This window comes from Streptomyces flavidovirens DSM 40150, from assembly GCF_000429085.1.
GTDB lineage: Bacteria > Actinomycetota > Actinomycetes > Streptomycetales > Streptomycetaceae > Streptomyces > Streptomyces flavidovirens.
In genome coordinates, this window is sequence record NZ_AUBE01000008.1 from 169,949 (window position 1) to 188,326 (window position 18,378).

At 70.6% G+C, this 18,378-nt stretch carries 17 protein-coding genes and 2 pseudogenes; 16 read left to right on the forward strand and 3 right to left on the reverse strand.

All coding sequences use genetic code 11. The features are described 5' to 3' along the window. The first annotated feature begins 117 nt into the window (after positions 1-117). The 3 genes from G412_RS0115760 to G412_RS0115770 are packed head-to-tail and all read left to right on the forward strand — an operon-like array spanning position 118 to position 3,269. Positions 118-1,359 carry a sensor histidine kinase gene (locus G412_RS0115760; protein WP_028812919.1) on the forward strand — a complete coding sequence of 414 codons (1,242 nt, stop codon included), beginning with the start codon at positions 118-120 and terminating at the stop codon, positions 1,357-1,359. Next, positions 1,356-2,030 (forward strand): response regulator, encoded by a 675-nt coding sequence (locus G412_RS0115765; RefSeq protein ID WP_028812920.1) that lies wholly within the window; start codon positions 1,356-1,358, stop codon positions 2,028-2,030. The genes G412_RS0115760 and G412_RS0115765 overlap by 4 nt, the downstream gene beginning before the upstream one ends. 39 nt (positions 2,031-2,069) lie before the next feature. Beyond that, positions 2,070-3,269, forward strand: coding sequence for a cytochrome P450 family protein (locus G412_RS0115770; protein ID WP_028812921.1), 1,200 nt, complete (start codon positions 2,070-2,072; stop codon positions 3,267-3,269). Between the two features lie 76 nt (positions 3,270-3,345). On the opposite strand, the gene G412_RS0115775 is transcribed toward G412_RS0115770, so the two are convergent. Both G412_RS0115775 and G412_RS0115780 read right to left on the reverse strand, forming a co-directional pair. Continuing rightward, positions 3,346-4,179: an alpha/beta fold hydrolase gene (locus G412_RS0115775; protein ID WP_028812922.1), complete on the reverse strand. Its 834-nt coding sequence runs from the start codon at positions 4,177-4,179 to the stop codon at positions 3,346-3,348. Further along, on the reverse strand, positions 4,176-5,180 hold the full coding sequence (locus G412_RS0115780; RefSeq protein WP_028812923.1) for a Gfo/Idh/MocA family protein: 1,005 nt from the start codon (positions 5,178-5,180) through the stop codon (positions 4,176-4,178). Before G412_RS0115780 ends, G412_RS0115775 begins: the two co-directional genes overlap by 4 nt. Positions 5,181-5,326: 146 nt before the next feature. Between G412_RS0115780 and G412_RS0115785 the strand changes: the two genes are divergently transcribed. From G412_RS0115785 to G412_RS40915, 13 genes and pseudogenes are all read left to right on the forward strand, one after another. Beyond that, the gene (locus G412_RS0115785; RefSeq protein ID WP_037648993.1) at positions 5,327-6,046 is read left to right on the forward strand and encodes a GntR family transcriptional regulator; all 720 of its coding nucleotides are present in this window, start codon (positions 5,327-5,329) and stop codon (positions 6,044-6,046) included. A gap of 133 nt (positions 6,047-6,179) precedes the next feature. Continuing rightward, entirely contained in the window at positions 6,180-7,181 is a 1,002-nt protein-coding gene (locus G412_RS0115790) for a substrate-binding domain-containing protein (protein ID WP_028812925.1), read from the forward strand. 95 nt (positions 7,182-7,276) lie between these two features. Then, the gene (locus G412_RS0115795; RefSeq protein WP_078607019.1) at positions 7,277-8,290 is read left to right on the forward strand and encodes a sugar ABC transporter substrate-binding protein; all 1,014 of its coding nucleotides are present in this window, start codon (positions 7,277-7,279) and stop codon (positions 8,288-8,290) included. Beyond that, positions 8,287-9,354, forward strand: coding sequence for an ABC transporter permease (locus G412_RS0115800; RefSeq protein WP_028812927.1), 1,068 nt, complete (start codon positions 8,287-8,289; stop codon positions 9,352-9,354). The genes G412_RS0115795 and G412_RS0115800 overlap by 4 nt, the downstream gene beginning before the upstream one ends. Then, positions 9,351-10,124 carry an ATP-binding cassette domain-containing protein gene (locus G412_RS0115805; RefSeq protein ID WP_028812928.1) on the forward strand — a complete coding sequence of 258 codons (774 nt, stop codon included), beginning with the start codon at positions 9,351-9,353 and terminating at the stop codon, positions 10,122-10,124. Before G412_RS0115800 ends, G412_RS0115805 begins: the two co-directional genes overlap by 4 nt. Positions 10,125-10,473: 349 nt before the next feature. After that, positions 10,474-11,622 (forward strand): ROK family glucokinase, encoded by a 1,149-nt coding sequence (locus tag G412_RS0115810; RefSeq protein WP_028812929.1) that lies wholly within the window; start codon positions 10,474-10,476, stop codon positions 11,620-11,622. Further along, entirely contained in the window at positions 11,622-12,221 is a 600-nt protein-coding gene (locus G412_RS0115815; RefSeq protein ID WP_028812930.1) for a hypothetical protein, read from the forward strand. The genes G412_RS0115810 and G412_RS0115815 overlap by 1 nt, the downstream gene beginning before the upstream one ends. A gap of 44 nt (positions 12,222-12,265) precedes the next feature. After that, positions 12,266-13,576: a bifunctional 3-oxoadipate enol-lactonase/4-carboxymuconolactone decarboxylase PcaDC gene (gene pcaDC / locus G412_RS0115820; RefSeq protein ID WP_244283016.1), complete on the forward strand. Its 1,311-nt coding sequence runs from the start codon at positions 12,266-12,268 to the stop codon at positions 13,574-13,576. Positions 13,577-13,603: 27 nt separating this feature from the next. Beyond that, positions 13,604-14,236, forward strand: a complete 633-nt coding sequence (locus tag G412_RS0115825; protein WP_028812932.1) for an MBL fold metallo-hydrolase — start codon at positions 13,604-13,606, stop codon at positions 14,234-14,236. Positions 14,237-14,278: 42 nt separating this feature from the next. Beyond that, a complete protein-coding gene (locus G412_RS0115830) occupies positions 14,279-15,058 on the forward strand; it encodes an exodeoxyribonuclease III (RefSeq protein WP_028812933.1) in 780 nt (259 codons plus the stop codon). 71 nt (positions 15,059-15,129) lie between these two features. Continuing rightward, on the forward strand, positions 15,130-15,585 hold the full coding sequence (locus G412_RS0115835) for a DUF6278 family protein (RefSeq protein ID WP_037648916.1): 456 nt from the start codon (positions 15,130-15,132) through the stop codon (positions 15,583-15,585). Between the two features lie 118 nt (positions 15,586-15,703). Then, a pseudogene (locus G412_RS0115840) lies at positions 15,704-15,877 on the forward strand (ATP-binding cassette domain-containing protein); the annotation flags it as partial. An 11-nt stretch (positions 15,878-15,888) separates the two neighbouring features. Further along, positions 15,889-16,620 (forward strand): annotated as a pseudogene (locus tag G412_RS40915) (amino acid ABC transporter permease); the annotation flags it as partial. A 40-nt stretch (positions 16,621-16,660) separates the two neighbouring features. On the opposite strand, the gene G412_RS0115855 reads toward G412_RS40915, so the two are convergent. Next, complete coding sequence (locus G412_RS0115855; protein WP_208857895.1) at positions 16,661-18,256, reverse strand: alpha/beta fold hydrolase; 1,596 nt, start codon at positions 18,254-18,256, stop codon at positions 16,661-16,663. Between the last annotated feature and the right edge of the window lie 122 nt (positions 18,257-18,378).

Below are 18,378 nucleotides of genomic sequence, written 5' to 3' on the forward strand. Positions count from 1 at the left end.
CACCGCGTCCGCCGTCCGGATCGGCCGGTGTGCCGAACGTCTGGGACTCCGCGACTTTGGTCGCTGAAACCCGTCGCGGCGCTCCGGCCCCGCCCCCGCGTGCGTAGCTTTGCCGGCATGACCGATCAGGAGTACCGCTGGCTGCAGCCCTCGGCGATGGCCGACCCCGATCCCGGCCCCCCGGCCGGCCGGGGTCGCGGACGTCCGCGCCGTACTCCACGTGACTGGTTCGCCGACATCGTCATGTTCCTCTTCGCCGCGCTCGTCGGGCTCGGCGCGGCCGACGTCGCCGACAGCGTCGGCAACCCGCAGTTCGTCGTCGTCCTGGACCAACTGGCGGGCGCGGCCGCCTGCTGCGCGCTCTGGTTGCGGCGCCGGTGGCCCGTGGGCCTCGCCGTCACCCTGGTCGTCGTCTCCGTCATCGCGCCCGTCGCGTCCGGCGCCACGCTCGTCGCCCTGTTCACCCTCACCGTGCACCGGCCGTTCAAGACGGTCGCGGCGGTCGGCTCCGCCGCCATCGCGGCCGGCCTGGTCCAGGCGGTGCTGCGCCCCGACCCCAGCGTCCCCTTCCGGGCTACGGTCGTCGCGACCGTGGTCATCGTGCTGCTGATCGTCGGCTGGGGCATGTTCGTACGCTCCCGCCGGCAGCTCGTCGTATCGCTGCGCGACCGGGCCCGCCGCGCCGAGGCCGAGGCCGCGCTCCGCGCCGAGCAGGCACAGCGCCTGGCCCGCGAGGCCATCGCGCGCGAGATGCACGACGTACTCGCGCACCGGCTCACCCTGCTCAGTGTCCACGCCGGCGCCCTCGAATTCCGCCCGGACGCCCCGCCCGCCGAGGTCGCCCGCGCCGCCGGAGTGATCCGCGACAGCGCGCACGAGGCGCTCAACGACCTGCGCGACGTCATCGGCGTACTGCGCTCCCCCGCCGCCGGTGACGGACCCGCCACCGGGGACGAGCACCGGCCGCAGCCGACCCTCGACACCCTCGACGCGCTCGTCGCCGAGTCCCGCGAGGCCGGCATGAAGGTCGCCCTCGACCACCGCATCGCCCGGCCGCGGGACGTGCCCGCCGCGATCGGCCGCACCGTCTACCGCATCGCCCAGGAGGGCCTGACCAACGCCCGCAAACACGCACCCGGCGCCGAAGTCACCGTGACGCTGACCGGCGCACCGGGCGACGGCCTCACCGTCGAGGTACACAACCCGGCCCCCGAGGGCGACACCCCGCCCGTCCCCGGATCGGGCCAGGGCCTCATCGGCCTGACCGAACGGGCCACGCTCGCCGGCGGCCGTCTCGACCACGGACCGACGCCCGACGGCGGGTTCAGGGTCGGCGCCTGGCTACCGTGGGCCGCATGACCATCAGGCTGCTCATCGTCGACGACGACCCGCTCGTACGGGCCGGGCTCACCTTCATGCTCGGCGGGGCCGAGGACATCGAGATCGTGGGGGAGGCGGCGGACGGTTCCGAGGCCGCGGCGATGACCGAACTGCACCGCCCCGACGTGGTCCTCATGGACATCCGGATGCCCGTCATGGACGGCCTCGCGGCGACCGAGGTACTGCGCCGCCGCCCCGACGCCCCCGAGGTCGTCGTCCTCACCACCTTTCACGCGGACGAGCAGGTGCTGCGCGCGCTGCGGGCCGGTGCCGCCGGGTTCGTACTCAAGGACACCCCGCCCGCGCAGATCGTCGAGTCGGTACGGCGGGTGGCGGCGGGCGATCCGGTCCTCTCGCCGGCGGTCACGCGCCAGCTGATGACCCATGCCGCCGAGGTCTCCGCCGACCCCCGAGGACGCTCGGCGACGCGGCGGATCGGGCAACTCGCCGAGCGGGAGCGGGAGGTGGCGGTCGCCGTCGGCCGGGGACAGTCCAACGCGGAGATCGCCGCGGCGCTCTACATGAGCGTGCCGACCGTAAAGACCCATGTGTCACGCGTACTGGCCAAGCTCGGGCTCAACAACCGTGTCCAGATCGCGCTGTTGGTGCACGACGCCGGCCTCCTCGACGAGGAGGGCGACGTAGGCTGACCGGGCAGTGACCAGGGGGCAGCGGAGAGGTGGGGGAGTATGACAGTCGTCGATCTGAGCGACCACGCCGAGGAGTTCGCGGCGGATCCGTACCCGTACTACGCGAAACTGCGCGGGGCCGGTCCCGCCCACCTGATCCGGACGGCCGACGTCGAGCGGGTGTGGCTGATAGTCGGTCACGACGAGGCGCGGCGGGCGCTCGCCGACCCGCGCCTCAGCAAGGACTGGCGGACCTCGGGCCTGTACGACGTGACCGCCAACCCGATCAACGCCAACATGCTGGAGACCGACCCGCCCCACCACACCAGGCTGCGCAAGCTCGTCGCCAGGGAGTTCACCTCCCGCCGGATCGAGGCGCTGCGGCCACAGATCCAGCGCGTCACGGACGAGCTGCTGGACGCGATGACGGCCGGAGGCAGCCGTACGGCGGACCTCGTCGAGGCGCTCGCCTTCCCGCTGCCCATGACCGTCATCTGCGAGCTCCTCGGCGTGCCGGACCTGGACCGGGCCTCCTTCCGGGGCTGGTCCAACGAGATCGTCGCGCCGACCGGAGCCGACGCGGAAGGTGAGGCCGTACGGGCCATGGGGGCGTATCTCGCCGAACTCGTCGAGGACAAGCGCGCGTCCGCGCCCGGCGACGACTTGCTGAGCGCGCTGATCCGGACGCAGGCCGAGGACGGGGACCGGCTCGCCCCCGACGAGCTCATCGGCATGGCCTTCCTGCTGCTCATCGCGGGCCACGAGACCACCGTCAACCTGATCTCCAACGGGGTACGGGCCCTTCTCGCCCACCCCGGTCAACTGGCGGCCCTGCGCGCCGACTTCGGTCTGATCGACAGTGCCGTCGAAGAGATGCTGCGCTATGACGGCCCGGTGGAGAACGCCACCTTCCGTTTCACCCGCGAGCCCTTCGAGGTCGGTGACGTCGTCATTCCGGCCGGTGAGCCGGTCCTGGTCTCGCTCGCGGCCGGTGGCCGGGACGCCGCCCGTTTCCCGGATCCGGACCGCTTCGACATCACGCGCACAGCGGTCGCGGGCAAGGGGCCGGGGCATCTCGCCTTCGGCCACGGCCTGCATTTCTGCCTCGGTGCGCCGCTGGCCCGCATGGAGGGCCGCATCGCCGTCCGTACGCTCCTCGAACGCTGCCCCGATCTGACGCTCGACCCCGAAGGCGGGCCGCTGGAATGGCTCCCCGGCCTGCTGATGCGCGGCGTACGACGACTGCCGGTGCGCTGGTGAGCGCGAGGGAGTCCGGCCCGGCCACGGCCCAGAAGCGCTCGACAGCCGGCCGCTCGGTAGCTGCCCGCCCGTGTCGTCAGCCGGGCATGACCGCCGCCGCGAACTCGGCCGGGGACTCCGCCCACGGCATGTGGCCCGCCCCCGCGAGCGTCACCCGCGAGACATCCGGCAGGGCCTGCGCCAGCGAATCCACCGCGTCGCGCGGCCGGATGTCCTGCTCGCCGTCCACGATGAGGACCGGCATCCTCAAGCCCCCGCAGGCGGCATGGAGCTGATGCTCACTCATCGTCCTGGTCTCGGCGTTGATCTCCGCGTTGCACTCGTGGTTCACGCCGTACCAGGGCGTGGCCATCCGCTCGGCCAGCCGCAGCGCCCGCTCCCGGTCCGGCCCCGCGAAGTCCGCCGACCACTGGAGCACACACATCTCGCGCTCCTGCGCCTCCGTACGCCGCTCCAGGGCCTTGAGCTCCTCCCACCGGGGCAGCCGGTCACCGATCGCGGCCCGCAGGTTCCCCGTGAACTCCGGGTACCAGCCGGAGTCCGGGCCGATGCCGGTGCCCGACACGTACACCAGCCGCGTCACCCGTCGCGGATGCGCGAGCGCGTAGTGCAGGGCGAGCCGCGCGCCCCAGGAATGGCCGAGCAGCGTCACCGTCTCCAGACCGAAGTGCTTGCGTACGGCGTCGAGATCGGCCACCGACCTGGCCACCGAGTAGGGACCGCGCCGCTCGGAGCGCCCGCAGCCGCGCTGGTCCCAGCGGTGGACGGCCGCCCCCCGGCCCGTGAGCAGCCGGGCCACGTCGTCGAACATGTCCCACAGTCCTGGGCCGCCGTGGCACAGGATCACCGGATCGCCCTCGCCGGTTCTCTCCGCCCAGAGCTTCGCCCCGTCGTCCGTCGTCAGCGTCATGACGAGGGGATCTCTCCCAGCCGCACCGGCCGCCGCTCCCGGCGCGACAGCTCGCACGCCTCCGCGATCCGCAGCGCGTGCAGCGCCTCCCGGCCGTCGCAGGGGTTGTCCCGCTCGCCCAGCGCGACCCGTACGAACGCGTCCAGCTCCGCCTCGTACGCCGGGGCGAACCGTTCCAGGAAGCCGGGCCACGGCTGCTCGCAGGCCGGCGGCCCCTTCGGCTCGGTCGAGGTGATCGGCGTACGGTCGTCGAGGCCGACGGAGACCTGGTCGAGCTCGCCGGCGAGTTCCATCCGTACGTCGTAACCCGCGCCGTTGCAGCGCGTGGCCGTGGCGGTGGCGAGCGTGCCGTCGTCGAGGGTGAGGACCACCGCGGCGGTGTCCACGTCGCCCGCCTCACGGAACATCGCCGGCCCCGCGCCGGACCCGGCGGCGTACACCTCGACCACCTCACGCCCCGTGACCCAGCGCAGGATGTCGAAGTCGTGGACCAGGCAGTCCCGGTAGAGCCCGCCGGAGAGCGGCAGGTAGGCGGCGGGCGGCGGCGCGGGGTCGGAGGTCATCGCCCGTACGGTGTGCAGCCGGCCGAGGCTCCCCGACCGTACGAGCTCGCGCGCCGTGGTGTACCCGGCGTCGAAGCGGCGCATGAAACCGAGCTGGAGCACGGTCCCCGCCGCGTCGACCTCTCGCAGGGCGCCCAGTGTGCCGGGCAGATCCAGTGCGATCGGTTTCTCACAGAAGGCCGGCAGCCCCGCCCGCGCCGCCCGGCCGATCAGCTCGGCGTGCGCCGAGGTGGCGGAGGCGATGACCACCGCGTCGACCCCCCAGGCGAAGATCTCGTCGACCGACGGCGCGGCGGTGGCGCCGATCCGGTCGGCGACCGCGGCGGCCCGCGCGGCATCGGTGTCCGCGACGAGCAGAGCACCCACTTTGCGATGGCGGCTGAGCACGTCAGCGTGGAAAGAACCGATACGTCCCGTGCCGATGAGTCCGATGCGCATGCCCCAAAGTGTCGCCATGCGGGCCGCCGTGTCAAGGGTATGTCCTGACAATGTGACTACAGGACTTCCAGTAGTCATTACCTGGCGTTACGCTCAAAGGCGTGTCGAAACCCGCCGCTGATCCCACCATCTCCCTCCAGCTCGGCGTGGACCGCAACAGTCCGGTCCCGCTGTATTTCCAGCTTTCCCAGCAGTTGGAGGCGGCGATCGAGAAGGGCCGGCTCTCTCCCGGCAGCCTCCTCGGCAACGAGATCGAACTGGCCGGGCGCCTCGGCCTGTCCCGCCCCACCGTCCGCCAGGCCATCCAGTCGCTCGTCGACAAGGGCCTGCTGGTCCGCCGCCGCGGCGTCGGCACCCAGGTCGTGCACAGCCAGGTCAAGCGCCCCCTCGAACTGAGCAGCCTGTACGACGACCTCGAAGCCGCGGGCCAGCTCCCCGCCACCACGGTCCTGCGCAACACGCTCGAACCGGCGACCGCCGAGGTCGCGGCGGCGCTCGGCGTGGCGGAGGGCGCCGACGTACACCTGGTGGAGCGGCTGCGCCTGGCGCACAACGAGCCCATGGCCGTCCTGCGCAACCACCTGCCCACCGGGCTGCTGGCCCTCGACACCGAGCACCTCGAAGCCACCGGCCTCTACCGGATGATGCGCGCCGCCGGCATCACGCTGCACAGCGCGCGCCAGTCGGTCGGGGCGCGCGCGGCCGGGGCCGACGAGGCGCGGCAACTGGCGGAGGCGGAGGGGGCGCCGCTGCTGACGATGCAGCGGACGACGTTCGACGACACCGGGCGGGCGGTCGAGTTCGGCTCGCACATCTACCGGGCCTCGCGGTACGCCTTCGAGTTCCAGCTCCTCGTAAGGCCGTAAAGCGACCGCGTGCACCGGCCGAGACCCCGTCCGCGTAAGAATGTTCGGACAAAGTATTGACGGGGCATCGCGTACGCCGCTAGAACTCCCCCCAGCCGCAACGGGGCGGCCGGGAGACAAGGCGGAACCCACGATGCGTACCCACCGCAAGGCAGCAGCCCTCCTCGCCGTATGCGCGCTCGCGCTCGCAGCCGGATGCAGCTCCGGGGGCGGCAAGGCCTCCGAGGAGAAGAACGGCGAAGGAGGCGGCGCAGGCGGCAAGGCCGTCACCACGGACCGCCTGAAGATCGCCATGGTGACGCACTCCGGAGAGGGCGACACCTTCTGGGACATCGTCCAGAGCGGCGCGAAACAGGCCGCGTCCAAGGACAACGTCGAGTTCCTGTACGCCGCCAACAAGGAGGGCAAGGAACAGGCGCAGCTCATCGACTCGTACGTCGCCAAGAAGGTCGACGGCATCGTCGTGACCCTCGCAAAGCCCGAAGCGGTGAAGGCCGCCGTCCAGAAAGCCGTCGCGGCCGGCATACCCGTCGTCACGATCAACTCGGGCGGCGAACACTCCGAGGCGGTGGGCGCGCTCAGCCACATCGGCCAGGAGGAGTCCGTAGCGGGCGAGGCCGTCGGCGAGGAACTCAACACACGCGGCAAGAAGAAGGCGCTCTGCGTCATCCACGAGCAGGGAAACGTCTCGCTCGAAGCGCGCTGCGCGGGCGTGAAGAAGACGTTCCGGGGAACGGTCGAAAACCTCAACGTCGAAGGCACCAACATGCCGGCGTCGACCTCCTCCATCGAAGCCAAGCTCCAGACCGGCAAGGACATCGACACGGTCGTGACCCTCGGCGCGCCCTTCGCGGCCGCCACCGTCAAGGCGAAGGCGGGCGCGGGCAGCGACGCCGAGGTCAACACGTTCGACCTCAACGCCGAAGTGGTGAGGCAGCTCAAGGCCAAGGAGATCGGCTTCGCCGTCGACCAGCAGCCGTACCTCCAGGGCTACCTCGCCGTCGACGGACTGTGGCTCCACCGGACCAACGGCAACGTCCTGGGCGGCGGAAAGCCCGTTCTGACCGGCCCGGCGCTCGTCACCGGCAAGGACGTGCCGGCGCTGGAGAAGTACACGGCCCGCGGAACCCGGTGAATACGGTGCGAACACCCGTAACCGATACTTGGTCGGCCGGGGACGGGCTGAATGATCCCCGGCCGCACCGAGGAGTACGAGAAGGGCACGGCGTCGTGGCAAGGGTTCGGACAGGGGTACGCGCACTGGGCGCGGTGCTGGCGGCGGTGCTCGGGGCTTCCCTGGCGGGCTGCAGCAGTACGGGCGGAAAGCGCGCCGAGGAACGGGCCGAACAGGCCGCCGCGCAGGGCAGGGCGGCGGTGAACACGCCCCGCTGGACCGTCGGCATGGTCACCCACTCCGGCGACGGCGACACCTTCTGGGACATCGTGCAGAACGGCGCCGAACAGGCCGCCGTCAAGGACAACATCAAGTTCCTGTACGCCCACAGCGACGAGGGTCAGCAGCAGGCCCAGCTGGTCGACTCGTACATCGACAAGAAGGTCGACGGGCTGATCGTCACCCTCGCCAAGCCCGACGCCATGAAGGCCGTCGTCGCCAAGGCCACCAAGGCCGGCATCCCCGTGATCACCGTCAACTCCGGCTCGGCCGAGTCCAAGGACTTCGGCGCCCTCGCCCACATCGGGCAGGACGAGACGATCGCAGGCGAGGCCGTCGGCGAGGAGCTCGGCAAGCGCGGGAAGAAGAAGGCGCTGTGCGTCCTGCACGAGCAGGGCAACGTCGGCCACGAACAGCGCTGTGCCGGAGCGAAGGAAACCTTCGACGGCGAGATGCAGAACCTCTATGTCGACGGTACGAACATGCCCGACGTACAGGCGTCCATCGAGGCGAAGCTCCAGACGGGCAAGGACATCGACGCCGTCGTGACCCTCGGCGCGCCCTTCGCGGACGCCGCCGTCAAGGCGAAGGAGCAGGCCGGCAGCAAGGCCGAGATCGACACGTTCGACCTCAACGCCCAGGTCGCCACCGCCCTCCAGAACGACACGCTCGGGTTCGCCGTCGACCAGCAGCCGTACCTCCAGGGGTACGAGGCCGTCGACCTGCTGTGGCTCTACAAGTACAACGCCGACGTGCTCGGCGGCGGAAAGCCGGTCCTCACCGGCCCCCAGGTCATCACCAAGCAGGACGCCGCCGAGCTGGAGGCCTACACGAAGCGGGGGACCCGATGACCGCGACCGCACCGGCACAGGCGCCGGCCCCCGGCGACAAGGCGCCCGCCGACGAACGGCTGCTGAAGACGTCGCTGCTGCGCAGGCTGCTCGGCCGCCCCGAGCTCGGCTCGGTGGTCGGCGCCGTCGCTGTCTTCCTCTTCTTCGCGATCGTCGCGGACAGCTTCCTGCGCGCGTCCAGCTTCGGCACGGTGCTGTACGCCGCGTCCGTGATCGGCATCATGGCCGTACCCGTGGCGCTGCTGATGATCGGCGGCGAGTTCGACCTGTCGGCCGGCGTGCTGGTGACCAGCTCCGCGCTGGTCTCCTCGATGTTCAGCTACCAGCTCACCGCCAACATCTGGGTCGGCGTCCTCGTCTCGCTCCTGGTGACCCTGGCCATCGGCGTGTTCAACGGCGTCATGCTGACCCGCACGAAACTGCCGAGCTTCATCATCACGCTCGGTACGTTCCTGATGCTGACCGGCCTGAACCTCGGCCTCACCAAGATGATCAGCGGCACGGTGTCGACGAAGAGCATCGCCGACATGGAGGGCTTCGAGTCCGCCAAGGCGCTCTTCGCCTCACAGGTCACCATCGGCGGCGTGAACCTCAAGATCACCGTCCTGTGGTGGCTGGCCCTGGTGGCCGTCGCGACCTGGATCCTGCTGCGCACCCGCGCCGGCAACTGGATCTTCGCGGTCGGCGGCGAGACGGAGGCGGCCCGCGCGGTCGGCGTCCCGGTCAACAAGACCCGGATCGGGCTCTACATGGGCGTCGGTCTCGGCGCCTGGATCTCCGGCCAGCACCTGCTCTTCTCCTTCGACGTCGTGCAGTCCGGCGAAGGCGTCGGCAACGAACTGATCTACATCATCGCGGCCGTCATCGGCGGCTGCCTGATCACCGGCGGGTACGGTTCGGCGATCGGCTCGGCGGTCGGCGCCTTCATCTTCGGCATGACCAGCAAGGGCATCGTGTACGCGGAGTGGGACCCCGACTGGTTCAAGTTCTTCCTCGGAGCGATGCTCCTTCTGGCCACCCTGCTCAACGCATGGGTACGCAAGCGCGCGGAGGCGACCCGATGACCGCACCTCTGGTGGAGCTTCGCGACGTCAGCAAGTTCTACGGCAACATCAAGGCCCTGGAAGGCGTCTCCCTCGAAGTCCACGCGGGCCAGATCAGCTGCGTACTGGGCGACAACGGCGCCGGCAAGTCCACCCTCATCAAGATCATCGCGGGTCTGCACCAGCACGACGCGGGCACCTTCTCGATCGAGGGCGGGGAAACCCGGCTGGCGAACCCCCGCGACGCCCTGGACCGGGGCATCGCGACCGTCTACCAGGACCTCGCCGTCGTACCGCTGATGCCGGTCTGGCGGAACTTCTTCCTCGGCTCCGAGCCGACGAAGGGCGCGGGCCCCTTCAAGCGCCTCGACGTCGACCTCATGCGCCGCACCACCCGCTCCGAGCTGCTGCGCATGGGTATCGACTTGCGCGACGTCGACCAGCCGATCGGTACGCTCTCGGGCGGCGAGCGCCAGTGCGTGGCGATCGCGCGAGCGGTCTACTTCGGGGCGAAGGTACTGGTCCTGGACGAGCCGACCGCCGCGCTCGGGGTCAAGCAGTCGGGCGTCGTACTGAAGTACGTGGCGGCGGCGCGTGACGCCGGTCTCGGTGTCGTTCTCATCACGCACAACCCGCACCACGCGTACCTCGTCGGTGACCGTTTCGTGCTCCTCAAGCGCGGCGCGATGTCGGGCAGCCACGCCCGTGACGAGATCACCCTCGACGAGCTGACGCGCGAGATGGCGGGCGGCAGCGAACTCGACCAGCTCACCCACGAACTGGAGCGCTAGCCACCGCTGCGCGGGGCCTGTTCCCCTCCCCGCCCCTTCCCGGCTGTGACATGTGCGGCTCCGCCGCGGGGGGGCAAGCCCCCAGACCCCCGGACGCCCTCCGGGCGTGTCCTCAAACGCCGGACGGGCTGGATAGCCGCGCAGCGGACACATCCCCGCTCAGCGGCACCCTCCAGCCCCTCCGGCGTTTGAGGAGCGGGGTCTGGGGCAGCGCCCCAGTTCGGGAAGGGGCGGGGTGGGGAAAGGCCCCGCGCAGCGGCCCGCCCGCACCGTCGGCCCGCACCGTTTCCCGCCGGATGGCAGAATCGACCCCTGACCCGACACCGCCCCCCAACACCCCGCAGGGGACATGAGCACGTACCGAGACTTCGCGCACCGCGGCTCCGCCCGCGCCACCGTCCTGCGGACCGTCGGCACCCGAGAGCGGCGATCGCACCTCAGCGCGCCCCGCGTGCCCACCGTCGGGATCGACATCGGCGGTACGAAGGTGATGGCCGGCGTCGTCGACGCCGACGGCGTCATCCTGGAGAAGATCCGCACCGAGACGCCGGACAAGTCCAAGAGCCCCAAGGTCGTCGAGGACACCATCGTCGAGCTGGTCCTCGACCTCTCCGACCGCCACGACGTCCACGCGGTGGGCATCGGCGCGGCCGGCTGGGTCGACGCCGACCGCTCCACCGTCCTCTTCGCCCCCCACCTGGCCTGGCGCAACGAACCCCTGCGCGACGCGATCTCGGCCCGGCTCGCCGTCCCCGTCCTGGTCGACAACGACGCCAACACCGCCGCCTGGGCGGAGTGGCGCTTCGGCGCCGGGCGCGGCGAGGACCACCTCGTCATGATCACGCTCGGCACCGGCATCGGCGGCGCGATCCTCGAAGACGGCCAGGTCAAGCGTGGCAAGTACGGCGTCGCTGGCGAGTTCGGCCACATGCAGGTCGTCCCCGGCGGCCACCGCTGCCCGTGCGGCAACCGAGGCTGCTGGGAGCAGTACAGCTCCGGCAACGCCCTGGTGCGCGAGGCCCGTGAGCTCGCCGCCGCCGACTCCCCGGTCGCGTACGGCCTCATCGAGCGCGTCGGCGGCAACATCCCCGAGATCACCGGGCCGCTCATCACCGAGCTCGCCCGCGAGGGCGACGCGATGTGCGTCGAGCTGCTCCAGGACATCGGCCAGTGGCTCGGCGTCGGCATCGCCAACCTCGCCGCCGCGCTCGACCCCTCCTGCTTTGTCATCGGCGGCGGTGTCAGCGCCGCCGACGACCTCCTCATCGGCCCGGCCCGCGACGCCTTCAAGCGCCACCTCACCGGCCGCGGCTACCGCCCCGAGGCCCGTATCGCCAAGGCGCAGCTCGGCCCCGAGGCCGGCATGGTCGGCGCCGCCGACCTCGCCCGGCTCGTCGCGCGCCGCTTCCGCCGCGCCAACCGCCGCCGTCTGGAGCGCTACGAACGCTACGAGCGCTACGCCCAGGCCATCCGCTCCACCACCCAGGGACCCCAGTAATGACCCCGTCCGTCCCCCACCCCCACCCCGACCCGTCCCCGTCCCCGTCCCCGGACGACGGGGGCAAGCCGCCGGAGGACCGCCGCCACATGATCCTCCGCCGCTGGCTGACGGCGGTCATCATCGTGCTGCTCATCGGTATCCCGGCGGGCTACCTGCTGATCTCCGCCGAGCAGAGCCGCGACAGCGGCCGCGACAAGGCGAAGGTGGCCTCGGCAACCGGCCTCACCGAGGGCTTCCCGTCCCGCATGACACGCCGTATCTACGACGTGCCCGTCCCCAACGCGGGCCAGGACGTCGCGTTCTACGAGACGAACAACTGGAAGACCAGCAGGCTGTACGTCCAGTTCAGGACCGTCCCGGCGGACCTCGACTGGTTCCTGAACGACCTCGGCGTCAACCGGGCCGCCCTCAAGAAGGGCAGGATCACGATCAGCGGCCGGGACGCCGAGATCGCCGGCTGGACCCTCGACCCCGGCCGCGCGTGGTCCGGTACCACGGTCGACCAGAAGGATCCGCAGCCGACCGTCGACATCACCGTCGACGAGACCGACCCGGCGCATCCCTTCGTCTACGTCGTCTCGACCGCCACCCCCTGACCCCCTGGGGCTGGTGCCTTCGCACGATGGCTAATCTGGAGCGAGTGAGCGAAGAGACCGAAAACAAGCCCCCGCAGCCTCTGCAGTACCGGTTCGACGGCCCTGAGGAGGCCCCGGTCCTCATCCTCGGCCCGTCCCTCGGCACGACGTGGCACATGTGGGACCGGCAGATACCGGACCTGACCCGTCAGTGGCGCGTTTTCCGCTTCGACCTGCCGGGCCACGGCGGCGCCCCCGCGCATCCCGCCAGCTCCGTCAACGAACTCGCGGAGCGCCTGCTGGCGACCCTCGACACCCTCGGCGTACAGCGCTTCGGTTACGCCGGCTGCTCCATCGGCGGCGCGATCGGCGCGGAGCTGGCGCTGCGCCACCCGGAGCGGATCGCCTCGCTCGCCCTGGTCGCGGCGTCGCCCCGGTTCGGTACCGCGGACGAGTTCCGCCAGCGCGGGGTGATCGTACGGACCAACGGCCTGGAGCCGATGGCGGCCTCCGCGCCCGCCCGCTGGTTCACGCACGGGTTCGCCGCCGCGCAGCCCGCGATCGTGGAGTGGGCCGTCCAGATGGTCCGCACCACCGACCCCGGCTGCTACATCGCCGCCTGCGAGGCACTGGCCGCCTTCGACATCCGCGTCGACCTGCGCCGCATCGGCGTCCCGACCCTCGTCCTGGTCGGCTCCGAGGACCAGGTCACCGGGCCCGCCGAGGCCCGCACCCTGGTCGCAGGCATCCCCGACGCCCGCCTGGCGCTGGTCCCCGGCGCCTCGCACCTCGCCCCCGTCGAACAGCCCGTCGCCGTCACGGATCTTCTCGTACGCCACTTCTCCACCGCCTGGCAGGCCACGCCCGCCTCGACGACGGGCATGCAGGCGATCCAGGCCCCGCCCGTGATGCCGGCGATCTCAGCGCCCATCAACCCGGTCGGCGAGATCGGCCCCACCGCGCAGCCCGTCGCCGTACCGGCGGAGGGTGGCCGCCCCGACCCGTACGACGCCGGGCTCAAGGTCCGCCGCGAGGTCCTGGGCGACGCCCATGTGGACCGCGCTCTCGGCGAGGCCGACGCGTTCACCGGTGACTTCCAGGAGCTGATCACGCGCTACGCGTGGGGCGAGGTGTGGACCAGGGACGGACTCGACCGGCGCACGCGCAGCTGTGTCACGCTGACCGCACTGGTCGCGGGTGGTCACCTGGACGAGCTGGCGTTCCACACCCGTGCGGCCCTGCGCAACGGACTGACCCCGGCCGAGATCAAGGAAGTACTGATCCAGACTGCCGTCTACTGCGGCGTCCCGGCGGCGAACTCGGCCTTCAAGGTGGCCCAGGCGGTCATCCAGGAGGAGACGACACCGCAGGCGTAGCAAGACGGCGAGGAGGAGGCCGACCCAGTGAAGCTGACCAAGAAGTCCCATGCCTGCGTCCGGCTGGAGAAGGACGGGCGCACGCTCGTCATCGACCCCGGCAACTTCAGTGAGGAGGACGCGGCGGTCGGCGCCGACGTCGTCCTGGTGACGCACGAGCACCCCGACCACTTCGCCGAGGACCGGCTGCGGGCCGGCCTGGAGGCCAACCCGGCGGCCGAGATCTGGACGCTGCGCAGTGTCGCCGACCAGCTCTCGGCGGCCTTCCCCGGCCGTGTGCACACCGTCGGCCACGGCGACACGTTCTCCGCCGCCGGCTTCGACGTGCAGGTCCACGGCGAGCTGCACGCCGTGATCCACCCGGACATCCCGCGGATCACCAATGTCGGCTACCTGGTGGACGGTTCGGTGTTCCATCCCGGCGACGCGCTCACCGTCCCCGGACAGCCCGTCGAGACGCTGATGCTGCCGGTGATGGCCCCGTGGTCGAAGATCTCCGAGGTGATCGACTACGTGCGCGAGGTGAAGCCGCGGCGCGCCATCGACATCCACGACGCGCTGCTCACCGATCTCGCCCGGCCGATTTACGACCGCCAGATCGGCGGCCTGTGCGGCGCGGAACACAGCCGGCTGACGCCGGGAGACTCGACCGAGCTCTGAGCCGGAACCCGAGTGTCAGACCGCGCCGATAGGCTGTCGTACATGCGTATCGCCACCTGGAACGTCAACTCGATCACCGCCCGGCTGCCCCGCCTGCTGGCTTGGCTGGAGAGCTCCGGCACCGACGTGCTGTGCCTCCAGGAGGCAAAGACCACCTCCGAGGGCTTCCCCGCCGCGGAGCTGCGCGACCTGGGCTACGAGTGCGCGGTCAACGCCACGGGCCGGTGGAACGGCGTGGCCGTGATCTCCAAGGCCGGCCTGGAGGACGTCGTCGTGGGCCTGCCCGGCGGTCCGGACTACGAAGGCGTGCAGGAGCCGCGCGCGATCTCCGCGACCTGCGGCCCGGTCCGCGTCTGGTCGGTGTACGTACCGAACGGCCGCGAGGTCGGCCACGACCACTACGCGTACAAGCTGCGCTGGCTGGAGGCGCTCAACAAGGCCGTGGCCGACGACGCCGCCGCTGAGCGCCCGTTCGCCGTCCTCGGCGACTTCAACATCGCCCCGACCGACGAGGACGTCTGGGACCCGGCGCTCTTCGTGGGCGCCACCCATGTCACCCCGGCCGAGCGGGCGGCGCTCGCCGCGCTGCGCGACGCGGGGCTCTCGGACGTGGTGCCGCGCCCCCTCAAGTACGACCGTCCTTATACGTACTGGGACTACCGGCTGCTCGGCTTCCCGAAGAACAAGGGCATGCGGATCGACCTGGTCTACGGCAACGCCCCCTTCGCGGCCGCCGTCAAGGACAGCTACGTGGACCGCGAGGAGCGCAAGGGCAAGGGCGCGTCCGACCACGCACCGGTCGTGGTCGACCTCGACATCTGACGGATACGGGCGGAAACCGGTCTCCGCGCGCCTGTGGTGAACATGGCGGAACGAATGCGAGGCTGAGCGATATGAAGAACATCCCTTTCCTGAACAACTGGCTCAAGCGCCGTGACACGGCGGCGCGCGGTACGGCCGTGTTCGGACCCGGCGCCGACGGAGACAGCGACACGGAAGGCCTGGCGGAACTGCTCGCCGAGTGCGAGCTGTTGCGCTCACGGGCAGGGGATGCCGGCCTCGAACTCGACGACTCCCCGGCCTCGTTGGAGGCCCTCGACCAGCTGACACCGCGCTGGCGCGACGACCCCGAGGAGCTGCCCTGGCTGGGCAACGACGCCGGTCTCTACCTCGGGTCCGTGATCGTACGTACGGTCCCCGGCGCGGCCTGGCAGCTGTGGCCGAGCGGCCAGCCGGTGGTCCGGCTGGCCTCGGGCCGTGAGATCAACGTGGTGGAGTTCGGTCTCGACTGGGCGGTCAACGGGGCGCCCGAGCTGTCCCAGGTGTACGCCGAGGTCTCGGAGCTCTGACCACCCGAACTCTTTAGTGCGCCTTATGCCCCATTTAAGCGTGTCGTCTGTGAAGTCCCTTACCGGGCTGGATAGTTTGCGCTGACCTCGACACAGCTGAGAGTGGGTAGGGCTGCGTATGGCCGTCGATCCGTTGATCGAGCTGCGTGACGTCAACAAGTACTACGGAAAGTCGCACGTCCTGCAGGACATCAGTCTCACCGTCGGCCGCGGGGAGGTGGTGGTGGTCATCGGCCCGTCGGGTCCGGGCAAGTCGACGCTGTGCCGGGCGGTGAACCGGCTGGAGACGGTCGCAGCCTCGGCATGACGTCCCATCAGACGCTGAGCGCCGTCGTGCTGCCGCAGGCCTTCCGCACCGTCATCCCGCCGATCGGCTCCACACTCATCGCACTCGCCGGGCCACAGACCCGCAAGCGGCACTTCCGCTACGGCGTCCTGTCGGCGCTCCTCATCCTCGCGCTCGCCGGCTGGGTGCTGTATCTGCTGTTCGACACCGGCCAGTTCACGTCCGCGAAGTGGACCCCTTTCGCGTACGAGGGCATCCAGGAGCGGCTCCTGCGCGGGCTCGACAACACCCTCAAGGCCTTCGCGTACGCCGCCGTGCTCTCTCTGGCACTCGGCGCGCTCCTCGCGACCGGCAGGCTCTCCGACCACCGAAGGGGGCAGCGGGAGGCGGCGTACTCACTCGGTATGCGCAAGACGCAGGTCATGGCGTACGTCCTGGTACCGCAGGGCGTATGCGCGATGTTGCCGACCATCATCAGCCAGTTGGTGGTCGCTCTGAAGGACACTTCACTCGGCTTGCTGATCACCTATGAGGAGTTCCTCCACGCCGGCAAAGTGATCGCGTCGAATCTCGACTACGATTTGCCGTTCATCCCCGTAGTGATGGTGATCTCGCCGATCTGCATCGGGATGTGCATGCTGCTCTCCTGGTTCGCCCAGTGGGTGGCCAAGCGGGAGAAGCGCAGTCCCAAGACCGAGGCAGTGGAAGTGGGCCCGGCCGACGCGGGCACGCTGCTGCCGGGCGTGCATGAGCGAAAAAGGGCACGTGCTGCCCGGCAGCAGCCGGAGATCACTTGTCGCGCAGTGGGACCGACACGTACGACGGGTCGGACTCGGGCGACGAGAAGGTCAGCTGCGCGCCGGACGGGTTGTGTTCGATGTAGAGCGGGTCGACGGTGTCGATCACCAGGGCCAGCCGGTGGCCTGCCGGTACGTCGTAGGCGGTGGAGAAAAGCTCCAGGTCGACGGGGAACGGCTGGCCGGGTGTCCGGTCGTGGAAGGTGTACGGCGCATTGCTGACCAGCTTGCCGAGGCCGAGCGGCCCCACGTCGTAGAGGTATGCGACGAGGGTGCCGCTCGACTTGGTGCTGGAGAGCGTCGTGTGAACCCTGGCGGTGCCGCGCACGCGCTGCGGCTCGGCGTACCGCTCCGACTGCCAGACCGACGCGTAGGTTCGCGGCAGCAGCGGTACGGACGCCACCGGCGGCAGCTTCAGGAACTGGTCGAGGGCGTTGGACAGCAGGACGATCCCGCCGTTGGCACCCGAGTCGACGTTCGCCCGGATGGTCTTGATGCCGCCCATGGCGATCTTCCGCTGGTTGGCGCCCACCGACTTCCAGTCGGGGTAGCTCTCGTACGCGCCGGTGGACCGGGACTTGAGCTGGACCGGCTGCTCACCGTCGATGCCGTTCGCCGCGCCGTTCAGGTGGTGGTCGAACCAGCGCTGGGCATTGGTCCACACGTCGCTCGGCAGCCCGAGCAGGCCGGTGGCCTCCGCGGTGGCGTGATCGCCGGGGCGCAGCTCCAGACGCTTGGGACCGGTGAGCTTCTCGTAGAAGTCCGCGTACTGGTTGGGCGGGAAGACGGTGTCGCCCCAGGCGTTGCCCAGCATGATCGCCGAGCCGTTCTTGTTGATCTGATCGAGGTAGGTGACGGGGGAGCGCTTGCGCCCCCACTCGATCATGTCCTGCTCCTTGGCCAGGTTGGAGCCGAGGAAGTCCTTCATCGTCTGCTGGAGTTCGGGGCTCGGGCGGCCGGTGAGCTCGCCCGCGCCGCTCAGCAGCGCCGCGGCCTGGAGGTGCTGCGTACGGCCGCTGTAGATCGAGTCGATGAGGTCGGCCCAGCCGCTCAGCGCGACCACCGCCTTGATCCGCTTGTCGTGTCCGGCGGCGAGGAGGCTGATCCCGGCGCCGTACGACACGCCCGCCATGCCCACCTTCCGCGGGTCGGCCGGGGTGTTGGCGAGCGCCCAGTCGATGACCTTGGAGGCGTCGGCGATGTCCGGCGGGCCCGCGACCTCGATGTTGCCGCCCGACTGCCAGAAGCCGCGGGAGTTGTAGCTGACCACGACGTAGCCGGAGTCGGCGAGCTTCTTCGCCTGGGCGACGTACTCGATCTGCGGCGTGGCCCAGCTGGTCGGCAGCACGATCACCGGGTACGTGCGGCTGCCGTCGGCGCCGGCCGGGGTGAAGACGTTGGCTTTGAGTACGATCCCGCCGTCACCGGCGATGTCGACGAACCGTACGCCGGGGAGAGCGTCGGTCGCGGCCGCGGGCTGCTGCGCGGGGGCAGCGGTGGCCTGTGCTGTGGGAGCCACGCCTGCGGCGGTCCCGGCGAGCAGTACGGCGGCGGTGGTGGCGGCCGCCGTAGTGCCGCGCAGGGGCATGTGGGGGTGTCTCACGGGTCACTCCTCACTCGTGTCAGTGCAAAGTGACCCGACGGTAACCGCCAGCGCTTACCGTTGGTAACTCCCCGGTAAGTTACGTCCGGGTAACAATTGTTGGACGA